This is a genomic window from Chitinophaga filiformis, assembly GCF_021646545.1.
Classification (GTDB): domain Bacteria; phylum Bacteroidota; class Bacteroidia; order Chitinophagales; family Chitinophagaceae; genus Chitinophaga; species Chitinophaga filiformis_A.
This window is the reverse complement of the sequence record NZ_JAKIRP010000001.1, coordinates 17851-34228: the sequence shown is the minus strand read 5'-3', so window position 1 is coordinate 34228 and position 16378 is coordinate 17851. Positions and strand designations below refer to the sequence as shown.

General features: G+C 47.9%; 11 protein-coding genes. 5 read left to right on the top strand and 6 right to left on the bottom strand.

The genetic code is table 11. The annotated features are described in order from the left end of the window. Positions 1–50: 50 nt before the first annotated feature. The 4 genes from L3C95_RS00125 to L3C95_RS00110 form a co-directional block, all read right to left on the bottom strand. Entirely contained in the window at positions 51–2690 is a 2640-nt protein-coding gene (locus L3C95_RS00125; protein WP_236384019.1) for a glycoside hydrolase family 2 protein, read from the bottom strand. Positions 2691–2815: 125 nt separating this feature from the next. After that, the gene (locus tag L3C95_RS00120; protein ID WP_236384018.1) at positions 2816–3805 is read right to left on the bottom strand and encodes a hypothetical protein; all 990 of its coding nucleotides are present in this window, start codon (positions 3803–3805) and stop codon (positions 2816–2818) included. Between the two features lie 12 nt (positions 3806–3817). Beyond that, on the bottom strand, positions 3818–4951 hold the full coding sequence (locus L3C95_RS00115; protein ID WP_236384017.1) for a FecR family protein: 1134 nt from the start codon (positions 4949–4951) through the stop codon (positions 3818–3820). A gap of 71 nt (positions 4952–5022) precedes the next feature. After that, on the bottom strand, positions 5023–5571 hold the full coding sequence (locus L3C95_RS00110; protein WP_236384016.1) for a sigma-70 family RNA polymerase sigma factor: 549 nt from the start codon (positions 5569–5571) through the stop codon (positions 5023–5025). Positions 5572–5718: 147 nt separating this feature from the next. Between L3C95_RS00110 and L3C95_RS00105 the strand changes: the two genes are divergently transcribed. The 3 genes from L3C95_RS00105 (at position 5719) to L3C95_RS00095 (ending at position 10563) form a co-directional block, all read left to right on the top strand. Further along, positions 5719–8766 carry a SusC/RagA family TonB-linked outer membrane protein gene (locus L3C95_RS00105; RefSeq protein ID WP_236384015.1) on the top strand — a complete coding sequence of 1016 codons (3048 nt, stop codon included), beginning with the start codon at positions 5719–5721 and terminating at the stop codon, positions 8764–8766. An 11-nt stretch (positions 8767–8777) separates the two neighbouring features. Next, positions 8778–10130 carry a RagB/SusD family nutrient uptake outer membrane protein gene (locus tag L3C95_RS00100; protein ID WP_236384014.1) on the top strand — a complete coding sequence of 451 codons (1353 nt, stop codon included), beginning with the start codon at positions 8778–8780 and terminating at the stop codon, positions 10128–10130. A gap of 88 nt (positions 10131–10218) precedes the next feature. Then, on the top strand, positions 10219–10563 hold the full coding sequence (locus L3C95_RS00095; RefSeq protein ID WP_236384013.1) for a hypothetical protein: 345 nt from the start codon (positions 10219–10221) through the stop codon (positions 10561–10563). Here L3C95_RS00095 and L3C95_RS35060 read toward each other — a convergent pair. Further along, positions 10557–12785, bottom strand: coding sequence for an alpha/beta hydrolase family protein (locus tag L3C95_RS35060; protein ID WP_236384012.1), 2229 nt, complete (start codon positions 12783–12785; stop codon positions 10557–10559). The two genes, L3C95_RS00095 and L3C95_RS35060, sit on opposite strands and share 7 nt — an antisense overlap. A gap of 113 nt (positions 12786–12898) precedes the next feature. Here L3C95_RS35060 and L3C95_RS00085 point away from each other — a divergent pair, with 113 nt between their 5' ends. Together L3C95_RS00085 and L3C95_RS00080 are read left to right on the top strand one after the other, a co-directional pair. Further along, entirely contained in the window at positions 12899–14338 is a 1440-nt protein-coding gene (locus tag L3C95_RS00085; RefSeq protein ID WP_236384011.1) for a hypothetical protein, read from the top strand. A gap of 599 nt (positions 14339–14937) precedes the next feature. Further along, positions 14938–15336: a hypothetical protein gene (locus tag L3C95_RS00080; protein WP_236384010.1), complete on the top strand. Its 399-nt coding sequence runs from the start codon at positions 14938–14940 to the stop codon at positions 15334–15336. Here L3C95_RS00080 and L3C95_RS00075 read toward each other — a convergent pair. Then, positions 15333–16325, bottom strand: a complete 993-nt coding sequence (locus tag L3C95_RS00075; protein ID WP_236384009.1) for a hypothetical protein — start codon at positions 16323–16325, stop codon at positions 15333–15335. The two genes, L3C95_RS00080 and L3C95_RS00075, sit on opposite strands and share 4 nt — an antisense overlap. Between the last annotated feature and the right edge of the window lie 53 nt (positions 16326–16378).

The following is a 16378-nucleotide window of genomic DNA, read 5'->3' as shown; positions in this document are numbered from 1 at the left end:
AATGTACAAAGGGTGCATCTGGTATGAGATGCGCCCCTTGCGTGAGTTATTTAGTTCCAGGTTTTTTCACCTTTTTTCATTTTTTCGAGAGTTTCTTTGAATACCATGTCCCGTGGGTCGGAGTCCACGGCTTTTTGTTCCCACTTTATTGCTTCTTGCTGATTACCTAATTTATGCAGCAGATTTGCATAGGTGTCCATCATCATTGCTGCCTGTTCTTCTTCCAGACTGTACTTACTCCATTGAAGCGCAGATTTTAGTAGTAAAGTGTCTGATACATTTTCAAACACTGCCCAGGCAAAATCATTTAACATGCCGCTAGGTACACTTTTTCTGTATTTATCGATTAATGTAGATGCAGCCGGGACAAAGTTGTTCCAATCTTTATGGTTTATGTAGTGAATGGCTTTGGCATGCAACAGCATTTCTTCACCAGGAGATCCATATTTAGGTACAATTTTTTTTTCTAAATCGTTCCAGTCTGGATTTGCATTAGGTCCGGAAACAAAATCTTTAATTTCGTCATTGAATATCGCAGACTTTATCCTGCTTCTTACCCTATCATCACCTATTACATCACCTGCTTTCTGTTGATTGTTAAATAAGATATTAAAGCCTGGATCCTTTGTCGATCTGGTAAACCGATTGATGAAAGTCATATTCCTGAATGTAAACGGATCAGACATACTGTTGATGTATGCTGCGCTTAATTCCGGCGTGTTTTTTTCATCTTTTAAACGTGTCGACATGAGCGTAAGATCCCTTAGGAACTCCGGATCTTTTTTGCCATTTCGGAATTGTTGTAACAGAGAAACATACTGCAGATCCGGATCGGCAGTGTCGGCTACCTTAGCTTGAAATACGCCAGGAGCAGCCGTATAATTTCCTGCCTGTGCTAATATCTGGCTGTGAATCTTTCTAAGATCTTCATCAGATATCTTGATCACCTCACGATCATAGGTCATCATGCCATTTTCTTCTGTTTCCACATCAAACGGTTCGGTGTAGATCGAGCCTGACAAACCTCTTTCTTCGAGAGATTTCAAACTTTTTACCATGGAGTCGTACTTCAGTTTGAATGCACTTGCAGGTACCTGGATATATCCCCAGCCTTCCATGTCATTCCATTGATGTTTTAGTGTGGCTACTCTTACACCACCCCATTCACCCAGTACACGCGCTTTGCCCGGCAATGCAGGTGGAATGCCAGGACCAGGATAATCATGGATGTCTGTCAGATCGCTGCTTGCCCATTTTTGAGCGTCCTCGGGAGCACCACGGTCATAGTTTTCACCAGAGTGACCATTCACTACACGTGACGGATCTGTTTCTTGCATCCATTCCGTCAGGCGCTTCTGGTCATAACGCTCCCAGCCCTCATTAAACAGTACCCAGATAACGATACTTGGATAATTGTACAGCTGCGCAATATTTTCCTTGTTTTCTTTTTCAAATGCATTTCTGGCTTCAGGTTTATTGTTCGCACAAGTGACCATATCCTGCCATACCAACATACCTGTTCTGTCAGCATGATAATACCAGCGTGCCGGCTCCAGTTTGATATGCTTACGGATAGTATTATACCCCATATTCCTGATAGCCATAATATCAAACTTCAGGGCTTCATCTGTAGGAGCAGTGTACAATCCCTCCGGCCAGAAACCCTGATCTAATACACCTAAATGATATGTGTATTTGTTGTTCAGGAACAGGCGCTCCACCCCTTTCTCATCCTTCTTCACTTCTATTTTACGCATGCCGAAATAACTGCCGATGGTGTCCACCACTTTACCCTTGTACAGCAGCTTTACATTCAGATTGTACAAGTATGGCTGATCAGGGCTCCATAGCCGCGCATTGGGCACCGGCAATAACAGCTGTGTGTTAGGCTTGCCTTTTACTTTCTTGCCATTAGATGCAACGGCTTCCACGGAATAATCACCTTCCTTACCGGCAGTGATCACTTCCAGTTGTAGATTGCCCTTGTCAATATCAGGCGTAATACGGATGTTGTTAATGTAAGCAGGCGGTACGGTTTCCATCCATACCGTCTGCCAGATACCGCTGCTGGCGGTATACATTATATTCTGCGGGTTCAATACCTGCTTGCCATGAGGATTGATACCCTGATCGGTAGGGTCAAATACGGATACTTCGAGTTCGTTATTGCCATCTTTTAATGCATCAGTAATATCGAAAGAGAAGTTTTGATAGCCGCCAGTATGGCCGCCAATTTCTTTGCCATTGATATAAGCAGTAGCCTGCCAGTCAACCGCGCCAAAATGTAACAACACGCGTTTGCCGCCTGTGATGTCAGGTTTGGTGATGGTGCGTTTATACCATAAACGCTGCGTCGGTAGAAATGGTTTTTTAACACCGGACAGGGCCGATTCTATAGGAAAAGGTACCAGGATCTGTCCGTTGAACTGTGTAGGCCTGGCGGCATCTTTAGGGGTGATAGCGTACTCCCATAATCCATTTAAGTTCTGCCATTCATTCCTGACCATTTGTGGCCGCGGATATTCGGGCAGGACGTTTTTGGGATTTACTTCTTTTGCCCATCTTGTTTGAATACTGACAGGTTGCATCTGCCAGGTGGAATTGGAGTTATTGGGTGTCTGCGCGTAGATATATCCCTGCGTTGCACACAACAATGCGATGGCAGCCGCTGCTGCATTCAATCTCTTCATGGTTGGTTTTTAAGCTGTACGGAATGATTGTAGGTCCCCGACCTCGACAGTCTGACAAAATGAGGCCCGGGATACAATAGTTGCGTTCCAGGAGGAATCGTAACAGCTTTTTCCGAGATTGATTTTTATCTTTTTATTTTGAACGCGTAATAAGCTTCCACTTGTTTCACCATTTCATCCACCGTTCTAAAACCAGCAGTTTCAGCGATAACGGGCAGTGAACCGTTCTTTTTATGCAGCAGGGTATAAGTGAACATCATCCGCTGCATATGGCTGAAATCTTCTATAGACATAGCATAATGCTGCCGGAATCCCCTGGATAGCTCTGCCGCAGGCAAGCGGAACCACCAGGATAAGTCTTCCACTGAATACGTCTCGTGTGGTTGGTCCACCAGCAATTGAAAGATCTGCCGGTAAGTTTCCCGGTGTTCAAGACTGCTGAACAGGAAGGGCTCATGTGCCTGGGCCTCTCTTTGTGCATAGTTCAGCAGCAGGTCCAGGATGCAGCGATAGTGGAAGGTATGCGCCTTCTTGCCTGTATAACGGCAGGTCAGGATCCGCTGTATGAGCAGGTCGGAAACAGCACTGATCGGATGCGGATGCTCATTGAGCGCACAGCTTGCCGCCGGCGAGGAACGGCTCAGTAATTCCCTGAGTGCAGGGTATTGCTCCATGAGCTTAGGGAAGAACTCAGGACGAATGTTGATGTGTACAGACAACACTTTCCTGTCGGCTTCCATGGGAACAGGATGTAGCCCCGGGTGCAGGTTGAACAGGTTACATTCCCGTTCTTCGAGCAGATAAGGGGGATTCTCTTTGCCTTCGATCATGAGACTGTCTTCATACATAAAATGCAGGGTCCAGATATGAAAGGGCGTGTATGGCAACAATGTGATCCTGTCCTTCGCAAAAATGTCGTGCAGCCCTAGTGAAAAGGGACCGGCGGCAATATGTTGGGAGAGTATCTCACATTCCTCATCTTCCCGGAAATACAATCGTGCATAAGGGATGATGAGTTTCTGGTACTCCAGTGGCAGACAGTTGGCCGCAATACAAGACTGCCTGTCTTTTTCGATCATTAAAAGCTTGTTAGCTTTGAATAATGTTGGGTGCATAACCAAAGTTGTTTACGGACGGTATAATAAGTGCAGAATGGTGTTTCCGTTTTTGAATCTATAATCTATGTTGTTAAGTGTCTTTAATCGTTCGAGGAACTTCTCCAGTGGCATCCCCTTTTCCAGCCTGGAGGAATATGTTTTCTCAGCAGTGGCCTTTGAGTCGATGATCACCTGTATACCATAAGTACGTTCTATCACATCGCCGATCACTGCAACCGGTGTGTTCTCAAATACATAGTAGCCGCTCTTCCAGGAGAATACTGTATGGGCATCGAAATCAGCGGCTTTAGGTCTCACACCTGGCTGATACTGTACCGCCTTACCTGGCTGTAATAAGACATCGCCATCATTCGTGAGCATTTTAACAGCGCCCGATTCCAGCGCTACTCTTACCTGGCTGCTGTCATATGTGTTTACGTTAAACGAAGTACCCAATACCTGTACAGTGCTCTTCGGTAGATGTACGCGGAAGGGCTTTTCTTCATTTTTAGCTACGTTGAAATATGCCTCTCCTTTCACTGTCACCTCCCGGCTGTCGCCAAATGCAAGGGGCATTTCCATGGCGGATGTCGCATTGAGCGTCACCTCTGTACCATCCGGCAGGCGAACGGTGTAATCTTTCCCGGGGGGAACAATTAACCTGGCCATCTGCGAACGCTTAGCTCCCGACCAGGATAGCTTTCCATCTTCTTCCAGGAAAGTGATCCCATTCACTTTCTGTTGCTGCCCGCTGCCCAGACGGACTAACTGTCCATCGGGCAGCTGCAGTGCAACAGATTTGAGGGCGAAAGAAGGGATAGGCGCCGGCAGAACAGCTTCGTTCTCCGGCCGCATTATCTTGTGGACTACCGAGAGCACCAGCAGCGAGGCTGCCAGGCTCAGGGTGGTCCCGATGAATAATTTGCGCCGTTTACGCTTCCTGACAGTAGCAAATACCTGCTCCACGGGAAGATCATCATGCAGACTTTCACGGACCGATTGGATATAGCCACCCGTCAGTTGCCGGTGCATGCGCTGCCAGATGGCATATGCTTCCGGTTCCTGTTCGAGGAGGGTTTTGAGGGTGATACTGTCTTCAGGTGAGATGGTGCCTGTTATTTCTTCCAGTACCAGTTGTTCAATATATTCTGGATCTACCGGCATGATACTCTCGGTGAAAATCTGATTCACTATATAGTAGTCGCCGGTCCTAAAAAAGTACTGGGTAGAAAGGGTTAATTTTTTGGCAAATGTTGGCGGAGTATCTTCAGGGCTTGTTGCATGTGGTTCTTCGCCGTCTGCACCTTTATGTTCAGCGCAGCCGCGATCTCTTTCATTTGTTTCTTTTCGATATAGGACATAATAAAGACCTTCCTGCTGGTCGGGCTGACAAGGGCCATAGCAGCCTGCAACTGGTGACCGAGCTCTTTGGTCTCTAATGGAGAAGTGCCGGTAATGCTGGCGCTCAGAGAAGCATACATTTGCTGGCGGTTGTCACGGTTGGCCTTTTTCCTGATCACATCTGCACAACGTTGTTTTACGGCCCCGATCAGATATGCTTTCACTCCCGTGTTGATTTGAACAGAGGCATGGTGGTCCCACAACCAGATCAACACTTCCTGGGCCACATCTTTGGCCTCGTCCGTGTCATCAAGTATCGAGAAAGCCTTTAAGAAGAGCAGATCAAGAAAACGATCATACAGCACAGTATAAGCGGCCTCGCTTCCCTGCCGGATGAGGAGAAATAGTTCGTCTTCTGAGTAGTTATTAGTCACTGAATTCATAACAAAGACTCTATTTTCTTTATGAGTAAATGTAGAGAATTTCAAACAGGCTCGAGTTAATAGCTTGTTAAGGGGCTAAAAATAATCTGCATGAGTACTTTTTGCTATCCAACGCTACTTATATGATAACAGCCACAACATTGTTTTATGGGAATGCCCAGACCTGCCAAACGCAGTATATTCCTCCTGATATTGCTTACCTGTTGTTTGTACCAGGTAAAGGCACAGCACTATACCCGGAAAAAAGTGACTATCATGGGCCAGCAGCTTACCCTTAAGTATATCTTTTCCGAAATTGAAAGGCAGACCGGGTATTACTTCAGCTACGATCCCGCAAAGGTGGACGTAAACCGTACTTTGGATGTTGACTTCCGGAACGCTGCTTTGCCTGACGTGCTCAGGGGCATTCTGAAAGGTAGTTATACCTGGAAGTTCGATGAGAAATCCATCAATGTAGAGAAAGCCACGCTGGCAATGGGGCCTGTCATTCAGCCAATGGATATGCCCGATTCACCCATATTGATCATGGGGAAGGAGCTGGATGAAACGGTCGTTATCGGCTATGGCACCACGACGCCACGATTCAATACCGGGAACGTTACCACCGTCAAAGGCGACTTTATTGCCGGCCAGTCAGGCACTAACCTGTTAATGGCCCTGCAAGGCAGGGTGCCCGGTATGTTGGTTACCCAAACCGGCGGTGTGCCGGGTATGGCCATGAAAGTGCAGCTCCGCGGACAAAACAGCCTGGTGAATGGTACACAACCCCTTTTCGTTATTGATGGTATTCCTTTTAACCCTGTGGTAACCGGCGGACTGGGTTCGCAGATCTGGGGCGATAAGGCCTCTGCCTTCAACTTTATCAATCCGGAAGATGTGGAAAGCATAGATGTGCTGAAAGATGCCGATGCCACTGCCATTTATGGCTCCCGCGGCGCCAATGGTGTTGTGCTGATCTCCACCCGCAAGGGCCAGCCAGGGAAAACACAGCTGACCGTCAATGTGAACCGGGGCTTCGGACAAACATCCCGCAAAGTGAAACTGCTCAATACTCAACAATATGTAGGCATGCGCAAGGAGGCATTCAGGAACGACAGCGTCACGCCTACGGAAAGGAATGCCGTTGACCTGTTAAAATGGGATACCACCCGTTATACCGACTGGCAAAAGGAATTGATAGGAGGGACAGCAGCTGTGACCAACGCCCAGGCATCCGTAACTGGTGGCAATAATAGTTTCCAATACCTGCTGAGCGGTCATTTCCGCCGGGAAACCACCGTCTTTCCCGGCAATTTCGGAGATACCCGGGGAGGGATCCATGTCAGTACCAGTACCACAGCTGCGCACCAGCGCTTCAAGGCCATCTTTACCGGCAGTTTCCTGGCCGATAAAACATCCTTGCCAGCGCTTGATTTCACCGGCCAGATCACACAACCACCCAATGCGCCGCCGGCTTACCTGGAAAATGGCAGCCTGAATTACGAGTGGGTGAATCCATACATTGCCCTGGTAGGGCCGCTTTTTGACGCCCATGTGAAAAATCTGCTGGGTAACGTCGGCCTGGAATACCGTTTACTGCCCGGCCTCACGCTCAAGACCACCATGGGCTATAACTGGCTCACAGGTAGATCTGAAACCATCCTTCCCATTGAGATGTATGCACCTGCTGAGCGGCACATAAAAACAGGCTCGCTGCATAAATACGATTATGAGGCCATTTCCCGCATTATTGAGCCCCAGATGACCTACGAGCTCCAGGCAGGGGCATTAGGGCTCGAATTGGTGCTTGGAGGCACCCTGCAGGGCTATAATGAGACCCGGGAGAACATCAATGGCGATGGGTTCAAAGACGATCTCCTGATCCGCAACATCCAATATGCAGATACGGTATACGGCAAAACGGAAGGCGCGGTTTACCGTTATGCCGCCCTGTTTGGGAGAACGAAATTGAACTGGAAGAACCGTTACCTGCTGAACCTCAGCGTACGCCGGGATGGCAGCAGCCGGTTTGGTCCGCGGAAACAGTTTGCCGTCTTTGCGGCTGCCGGTGCAGGATGGATCTTTTCAGAAGAGCCTTTTATGTCTTCCTTGCGGCGGGTGTTGAGTTTCGGTAAACTGCGCGTGAGTTATGGCACCACTGGCAATGACCAGATAGGCGATTACCAGTACCTGGACCAGTATAGTGACGTGAGTGGTCCTTACCAGGGCATCGTAGGTCTGCAGCGCAGTCGCCTGTTCAATGCAGATTTCGCCTGGGAACTGACACAGAAATCGGAGGCAGGACTTGAACTGGGCTTTCTGCAGGATAAGGTCCTGTTCTCTGCCAGTCATTTCATTTACCGGTCTTCCAGGCAGCTGGTCCCTTATCCCTTGCCGGATATTACGGGCGCCAGCAGCATTATTGGCAACCTGCCTGCGGTGATCCGGAACAGCGGTTGGGAGTTTGTATTGTCTACCCGGCAGATCCGAAAAAACAAGTTTGAATGGGCTTCCTCATTCAATATTTCCTTTGGTCGCAATAAGCTGGTGCAATATGCAGATCCTACCCTCTCGATCCTGGGCACTGGTGGTTTTGTGGAAGGAGAACCTTTATCGCAGCATTATGTGGCTACTGCCATGGGCGTGGATCCTGCTACAGGAAGCTACCTCTTTGCCGATTCGAGCAATAAGCCCGGACCGGCGAATAAAGCGGCAGAACGCCTGTCGGTCAACAGTGTGCCTGTTTTCTTCGGCGGCTGGCAAAACACGCTGCGGGTGGGCCGGTTCCAGCTGGAACTCCTGTTGCAGTTTGCAAAGCAGGTGGGGATGAATACCACTTTCGATCCCGACATTATGCCGGGACACCAGCGAAACCAATATGCAGTGGTGCTATCCCGATGGCAAAAGCCGGGCGACATAGCCGACCACCAGCGGTTTACGCAGAATGGTAATCTGCGGGAAGGATATCAGAAGGCCAGAGAAAGCAATCTGGGATATGAAAATGCCTCATTTGTTCGTTGTCGTTATATGGAAGCTGCCTGGTTATTGCCGGAAAAACTGCAGAACAGGCTACACCTGCACGACAGTAAGGTGTATATACAGGCGCAGAACCTGTTCACCCTGACCAGCTATCATGGGCTGGATCCTGAAACGCAATCACGCACGGCCTTACCTCCTTTGAGGATGTTATCTGCCGGACTGAAAATATCGCTTTAAACCTTTAGGGAATGCAAAGGAAAATATTATTGCTCTTCTTCCTGCTGCTTTATGGTAGCTGCCGCAAACTGCTGGACCCCGGAGAACCGGTGGATGGCGGCACTTCTGGCACCATCTATCAGTCTGATACCAGCGCTGCTAAAGTGCTGACAGGATTGTTCTATAACATGAGCAATGATGGCGCCTTCATGGGCGCAGAAGGACTTTCCTATCTATGCGGCCTCTCTGCCGATGAGTTCCTGTTACAACAGGAAGATGAATTGCCCCTGATGATGTATAGAAACCAACTGACGCCTGATGCCGTACCCCTATGGAGATTGTTGTACTTATACATCGGCCAGGCCAATGGCGCTATTGAAGGACTGGCAGCTTCCACCCGCCTTACCTTTGCGGTCAGGCAACAATTAGCAGGAGAAGCAAAGTTCGTCAGGGCTTTCTGTTACTTCTACCTGGTGAATCTTTTTGGTGAAGTACCACTGGTGACCGGCACTGACTACAAGGTCAATGCTACCCTGCCCCGCACACCGGTTGTGAAGGTGTATGAACTGATCATAAAAGACCTGGAAGATGCTGCCTCCTTGCTGCGTACAGACTATGTACAGGCAAATATCCTGACTGCTACGTCCGATCGCTTGCGGCCCAACAAATGGGCAGCTACTGCTTTACTGGCCCGGGTACATTTGTACCGGAATAACTGGCAGGCAGCTATCGCAGCTGCAACGGCTGTTATTGACAATAAAGGCGTTTACGATACAGTAGCATTGTCCAAAGTCTTCCTGAAAAATAGCAAAGAAGCCATCTGGCAGCTACAACCGGTGAATAAGACTTTTACCGATGATGCCATGTTGTTCATAGAACAGCGCCCTGTATTCGCAGCACCGTCATTCATGCAGACATTGGAAAAAGATGATCTGCGTCAACAATACTGGCTGGGTAGTACAAATGATCATTATCCTTACAAATACAAAGCAACAGACCCTGCAAAGCCGGTAACAGAATACCTCATGGTATTACGTCTGGCAGAACAATACCTCATCAGGGCAGAAGCCAGGTTACATTCGGCCGACAAGGACGGGGCACTGAAAGACCTGATGATGGTCAGACAGCGGGCGGGTTTACCAGCGCCGAAGATCAATGGCACAGGTAAACTGGATGATGCGATACAACATGAAAGGCAGGTGGAATTGTTCTCTGAATGGGGCCACCGTTGGTTAGACCTCAAACGTACCCATAAGGTCAATACCGTCATGAAGGATGCCGCTGCAGCGAAAGGCGGCGACTGGAAAAACTATCAGCAATGGTATCCTATTCCTCAAAGTGAGATATTGTTAAACCCGAACCTGACACAAAACGAGGGGTACTAAGAATAAACGCTGTCTCCAAAGTCCTGTTTTTTGTTCCTAATTCTTTTCCATTTTAGTTATTCTACCTTTAATTCAAACACTTTATGTTATGAAAAAGGCCAGGATTATTTTAACTATGATTGCCTTGTTTGCACTTTTGGCGGGGACAATGTCATTCAAGGTCAAACGGCGGCAACTGAATAATCTCTATTACCGCACCACAGGTAATTTCTCCCAGAACGGAGCTTCAAGAAACCTTACCTATGCCACATTATCGCCCTATCGTACCTTCCGTACGGACACATGGGAGCAGCCGGTTAATGTGCCTATACCTTTGTATACAGGCACTACCCAATCTACCACTACTGTCGGTGGCGCTTTTTACTTTATTACCGTAGTATCAGGACCTGCATGGTCTACCTGGCTAGGCATCTACGATGACAATGGTCAATGATCTTTCATCCAGTCCGGAGCCGGTTTACCTTTCAGATAGTGGTCGAAGAACTGTTGCTGCCGGACGGTGAAATCCAGTTTCTGCGGATCGCGGAATAACTGATGTCCTTCATCCTTATACTGGATCAGCCATACAGGTCGTTGCAACCGCCTTAAAGCGGTGAACAGCTCTATACCTTGCGCAAACGGTACGGCATTGTCGTTGTCGTTATGCATCAGCAGCAGGGGCGTATGTACCTTGTTTGCACGGATGACGGGGGAGTTTTTGCGGTATAGTCGGGGTCTGTCCCAGGGTGTAACACCCATCTTATTTTGTCCTTGTTCGTACAACTGCTGCATGGCAGTACCTGTGATTTTCCGGATAGCCCCATACCCACTGAAGAAGTTGACCGGGCCTGCACTGGCCTGCGCGGCGGCGAACAGATCGCTGTGCGTGATGATGTAGTTGGTGATATATCCACCGAAACTATGTCCCTGCAATCCCATTTTCTGCCGGTCCACCCAAGGGAAGGCAGACAGGTACTTTGCTGCCCGTAACACTGCTTTGGCAGCACTGCTGCCGGGACGTCCCTTTTTTGTGCGGATGTCAGGGATGCATACAATGTACCCGTTGCTGACATAGGTCGCTACATTGAAACTGCCTTCACTTAATGCAGGCGGCAGGTACCTGTGCAGGTAATCCTTGCTCCGTTCATAGTAGTGGAAGATGATCGGGTATTTTTGCTGCGGATTGAAATTGGCTGGTTTGTACAACAGGCCAGCTTTCGTTAATTCCACCGTCAGCCAGTTATACGCTGCCTCCGGCCGGATGTTGGTAAGCCGGGTAAAACGACTAAAATCATCTGTCAGTAACAGATTCGGGCTTTCTGTAGCCTCCATGCGTGACAGCAGGTAGATAGTGGTATCCTTTGCTTTAAGGGGTTTGTATTGATCCAGTGGATATTGTGGCCAGTAGTATAAGCAGTCATCCATCGTACAGGGTGCCAAGCTGTTGTGGCGCCATCTCCAGAAACCATTTTGTTTTGTTTTTGTATCAAAGGCTACGAATATACCGGGGAAGAGCAGGCGGAAAATGGTATGCCTTTGTTTGCCTCCTGTCATGTTCACAGCAGGCTTTTGCCCTGTTGGATCTACCTGCCAGACGTCAACAGCCGTATGGATAAAAACGGCGCTATCGCCCGCCGTCCATTGTGCCACTTCAATTCCTTTTAGCAGATCGCGTGTATGGCCTGTTGCAATTTCATAACAACGGATATAGTGACTGGAAGGATCGAGCCATGTCATAAATCTTTCGCCGGGTGAAATAGCTGGCTGGATGAGCAGGTTGTCTTTATTCGCCGCGATGGCTTTTCTTTCGCCGGTGTGGGTATCTACGAGATAAAGCGTAGAGATCACCGTTTTATTCCAATAATATTCCTGGTAATTAAGACTGTTTTGGGTAATGATATACCTTCCACCATCCTGGTAGGCGATCTGTGTACCCGGTACATTGACAGACAGTACCTGCGCATCTTCCAGCCGGATGACGACCGTAGTCAGGACAGGTGGAGGCCTTTGCAGATAGTAATCGTGATAATGCCAGATCCTGATCTCGTCCCTCGAGGGTAGTTTAGCGGGCAATAACTGACAGATGATCCGCTTCCTATCCCTGGAAAACTGTAAAGGACCAGTGCAGCTGTCGTGTAATGTCCTGACGCTATCCACATCCGGCTGATAATACCTGAGGGTGCGGCCGGTGATAAACGCCAGCTGTTGCCCGTTGAAGGCTATCTGGCTGACTTCTCCCGTATGAATTGTATTACTGCGACCGGTATTGAGGTCCATCCAGATCAGCGTATCCGGTTTTTGCAATAGGAGCTGGTGTTGTTCGATGGTATAGTGGATCACATCCGGCAAATAGGTGATACTATCTGCCGAGCAAACCGCCAGCGTATCTCCTGGTAGCTGGAAGAAAAAGCTGTTACCCGAAAAGGCAGGATTGAATCCACGTGGAAATTCACGGTGCAGTTTATCATCTGCCGAACGCAATACCAATACATCTCCCGTTGCGGGTGAGCCATACTGATACCACACATATTGTCCATCGTTCCGGATGCCGTAAGCAGGGGACAGCCTTGTCCAGGTAAGGTAACTATCATTGGTAATAAGCGGTTGTTGGGCCCACGCCATGAAATGGCAGCAGCAGAGCAGCACAGGGATCGATATGCGTTTGGTGGCTAACACAGCAGTGCTTTAATGTTGTCTAATTTAGCATTTAACCACTAATTTTAACTGCTTTCAAAAATATTCTCTATCTCCAAACCTGGTTATTGGCCCGGCCCTATAAATTCCTCCATATGATGAGAATGCGTTTTAAGAGATATGTATACCTGGCGATGTTCACCATGTTGCTGCAGTTTGTTGTTTTCAAGTATTTTTATCCGTTCCCTAATTTCATGCAGGATTCCTACAATTATCTCCGTAGTGCCTATACCAATGCAGATGCGAATATGTGGCCGGTAGGTTATGCAAAGCTGATCCGCTTTGTTGGTTTCTTTACCCATTGGGATACTGCGCTCGTCCTCATACAATACTGCTTTTATCATATCTGCGCGCTGTATTTCTTTTTTACCATCCTTGATCTGACAACAGTTGGGAAATGGTCCCGCAGGTTGATCTTCGCCTTTCTGTTCCTCAATCCAGCCATCCTTTACCTGAGTAATTATGTAACCAGCGATGTGTATTTTATCGGTATCAGCCTTATCTGGATCTCCCAGTTATTCAGATTAGTGTACCAGCCTTCCAAATGGTTATTGGCTGCCCATTTGCTGGTGTTGCTGCTCGCTTATACCGTCAGGTACCACGCATTGATCTATCCGGTAGTCAGTATTACCGTTATAGTCTTTTGTCCTTTTACTGTACGCGTTAAGATAACCAGTGGTCTGATCATGGCCGGCATGATCGGCGGCTTTATGCTATACACTACGGGGCAATCTGAAAAGGTAATGGGCACGCGGCAGTTCTCCGCCTTCAGCGGCTGGCAGATGGCGAATAATGCCGTACATGCCTATGCGCATATGCCGGAGCGGCCTCCTTTGCAGGTACCTCCGCAATTTGCAGCTATCCATCGTAAGGTGAATGCGTACCTCGATTCACTGCAACACATCCCTATGTTCCAGCGACCCGATGGCCCTTTAATGGCTTTTTACCTGTGGGATGCAACATCGCCGTTACAACCCTCCCCCGGTGCGGTAAACATAGCCGATAATGCCGTTCATCTCCGCCAGATGGCAGCGGTGGCGCCATTGTACAATGATTACGGCAAATACCTGATCAGCCAATACCCGATACCCTATTTCCGCTATTTTCTACTGCCGAACTTTTTCCAGTATGCATATCCACCTGTGGAAAACCTGGGTGTGTACAACGACGGGCGAGATACCGTATGGCCTATTGCACAGACCTGGTTCCATTATCCTTCTAATAAGATCTATACCGTTTCCAATAAACGGGAGCTGATCCTGTTCGATTATTATCCTGCACTCATGGTCTTCATTATCCTGTTGTTCATTTCCGGATGGATCGCGTATTACAGCGTATCCGGTCCTTCCTTTGCGGATATCAAATTCCGGAGTGCTTTAAGAATAGGCACGTTTTACTGGATCGTGCATTATGGATTCAGCGTGCTTGCTTCACCGGTGGTGTTGCGATATCAGCTGTTTAATATGATATTGGGGGTCGTGTTTGGTGTGTTGCTGTGGGAAATTGTTTTTTCGGCTGGTAAAACACGTGGTTGACACCGGCCGGTGCTCGATGACGTTTTGTTAATGACGTTTTGTTACCCGGGGGGCCTGACCCCGGATTTCACCCGTTTCTCCGGGGTTTCAACCCTGTCCCCGGGGTTGAAACCCCGCGCTACAAACACGAGGCTCCTAACGGAGCCCTATTATGTTTTGTTAATGATGTTTTGCCATCCCTATAGTATGTATTCGGTACCAATCCGGTACCAATGGCCTCATCTTATGTTCATCTTACGTTCAAAACGTAGGATGAACATAAGATGAGGCCATTGGTACCGGATTGGTACCGGATTGGTACGGAATAGATACATGTTTGTTTGAAGACCGGCTTTATCTTCCATAATGTGCTTAAGATCCGGTTGACATTCGCTCAAGATAGGCTCATCCTCCCTTAATCTTCCGTTCCTGAACGGAGGATTAAGGGAGGATGAGCCTATCTTGAGCGAATGTCAACCGAACCAATTACAAAGGTTGACAGTGAAAATTCGGACGAGCTGGAGTGGCAGGGCGGGATGTGGATAAAAAAACTTTCTTTCTTTTCATCCTTTTTGGTTGTAAAAAGAGACTATATATAGTGGGGACATAAAACTAACTACATGAAGAAGAAATTGAACTACACCTTAGATATGAAGAAGCGAACCCAGCATGGCATTTCGAATGCCATATTGCTCATTACGTTGTTGTTGATACCATTGCTGCACAAGCCTGTGCCTACTCAGCAGGGATCTGTGAGGATCATTTTTGAAAAGCAGCGGACAGGCGGCCTGGATACACCACCACTTACCATTAACCTGAGCGTAAAAGACGGACTTATTCCCGTGGGCTGTACAACACTACTGATGCTACTTTTTTTCTATGTGAGGAGAAGGGAGAACGGTATGCTGGGAGAAGAATTAGTCGATTGCGATATGGCGATGGACGATGCGGACGTACTTGCGGCATGGAATGACGTGAAAAAACGGCTATTATCGGATGATGATGCCGGGGAGCATTAGTTTCGCTGAACGGATATCTTAAAATTATAATATTGTTCTACGCTGGCAATCATACTCTCTGTATCCATTGCTACAGCAGCAGTTATTTCACTGAAATCACGGTCCTGCTGCATTAGCAGGTCGAAGGCCTTCATCATCTTCAACATATGGCTGCATTCCTCCAGTGTGATGGCAAAAGTGTTCAGGAAACCAGTCGCAAGTTCCCTTTCCGGGATTTCATACATCCAGGATATTTTATGTATATCGTAGTAGATGTTTGTACGTGTCTTCATGTACTCGAAAATCCTGTGGTACACGTCATAGGTGTCTACATCGTCATGGTACATGGAATTGTCTTCAATGGCGTGCTGGCGACAAAAGATGTTAAACAGGTCAGTACAGCAACGCTCCAGGTATAAGGTAGCCTCCTGCCTCAGGTAACGGCAGGTCAGTATTTTGGCAACAAGCAGGTTGCTGACTGCATTGATCGTGTAAGGGTGTTTGTTGATAACCCGGTTACCAGGAGAGATTTTACTAAGCTTTTGAAGCAGGGTCGGATGGCTCTTTGCCAGTTGGGACATATGTTCGGGGAGTATGTTCAGGTGGAGAGATACTGCCTTAGTACCGGCTTCCAGTGTAAGATGGCTCACCCCTTGCCGCAGTAAAAACAGATTACAGGTATCTTCTTCCAGCTGAAAGGGATATGCATGCGGCATCCTGATGCTGAGACTACTTTCAAACAGGTAGTGTAAGCTATATATGGGGTATGGAACAAATGGACAGATCACCTGATCGCGATAGGCTGTGGCATCATGTACCCATAGCGAAAATTTTCCCAGCTGCAGATGCTGGGAAAGCACATAAACATTAGCGTGCTTCCAGTAATGGACCCCAGCATAGGGTAATAGTAACTGCAAATATTCTTCGGGTATCCGTGCCGTATTCGTATCTGACGAGCGCTTACCTTCCAGCGGCAGCAATTTGGCATTTCCTGGTGCTAACGGTGACATTGAACTTTAATGGATGTTTGCAGTATAACAGTCGAGGTTGAGCAATGGTTCGT

Coding starts and splice junctions, on each gene's coding strand:
- L3C95_RS00110 (WP_236384016.1), bottom strand. CDS start 5,571: ATGAATTCAGTGACTAATAACTACTCAGAAGACGAACTATTTCTCCTC.
- L3C95_RS00085 (WP_236384011.1), top strand. CDS start 12,899: ATGATGAGAATGCGTTTTAAGAGATATGTATACCTGGCGATGTTCACC.
- L3C95_RS00080 (WP_236384010.1), top strand. CDS start 14,938: ATGAAGAAGAAATTGAACTACACCTTAGATATGAAGAAGCGAACCCAG.
- L3C95_RS00115 (WP_236384017.1), bottom strand. CDS start 4,951: ATGCCGGTAGATCCAGAATATATTGAACAACTGGTACTGGAAGAAATA.
- L3C95_RS00100 (WP_236384014.1), top strand. CDS start 8,778: ATGCAAAGGAAAATATTATTGCTCTTCTTCCTGCTGCTTTATGGTAGC.
- L3C95_RS00120 (WP_236384018.1), bottom strand. CDS start 3,805: ATGCACCCAACATTATTCAAAGCTAACAAGCTTTTAATGATCGAAAAA.
- L3C95_RS00125 (WP_236384019.1), bottom strand. CDS start 2,690: ATGAAGAGATTGAATGCAGCAGCGGCTGCCATCGCATTGTTGTGTGCA.
- L3C95_RS00095 (WP_236384013.1), top strand. CDS start 10,219: ATGAAAAAGGCCAGGATTATTTTAACTATGATTGCCTTGTTTGCACTT.
- L3C95_RS00105 (WP_236384015.1), top strand. CDS start 5,719: ATGGGAATGCCCAGACCTGCCAAACGCAGTATATTCCTCCTGATATTG.
- L3C95_RS00075 (WP_236384009.1), bottom strand. CDS start 16,325: ATGTCACCGTTAGCACCAGGAAATGCCAAATTGCTGCCGCTGGAAGGT.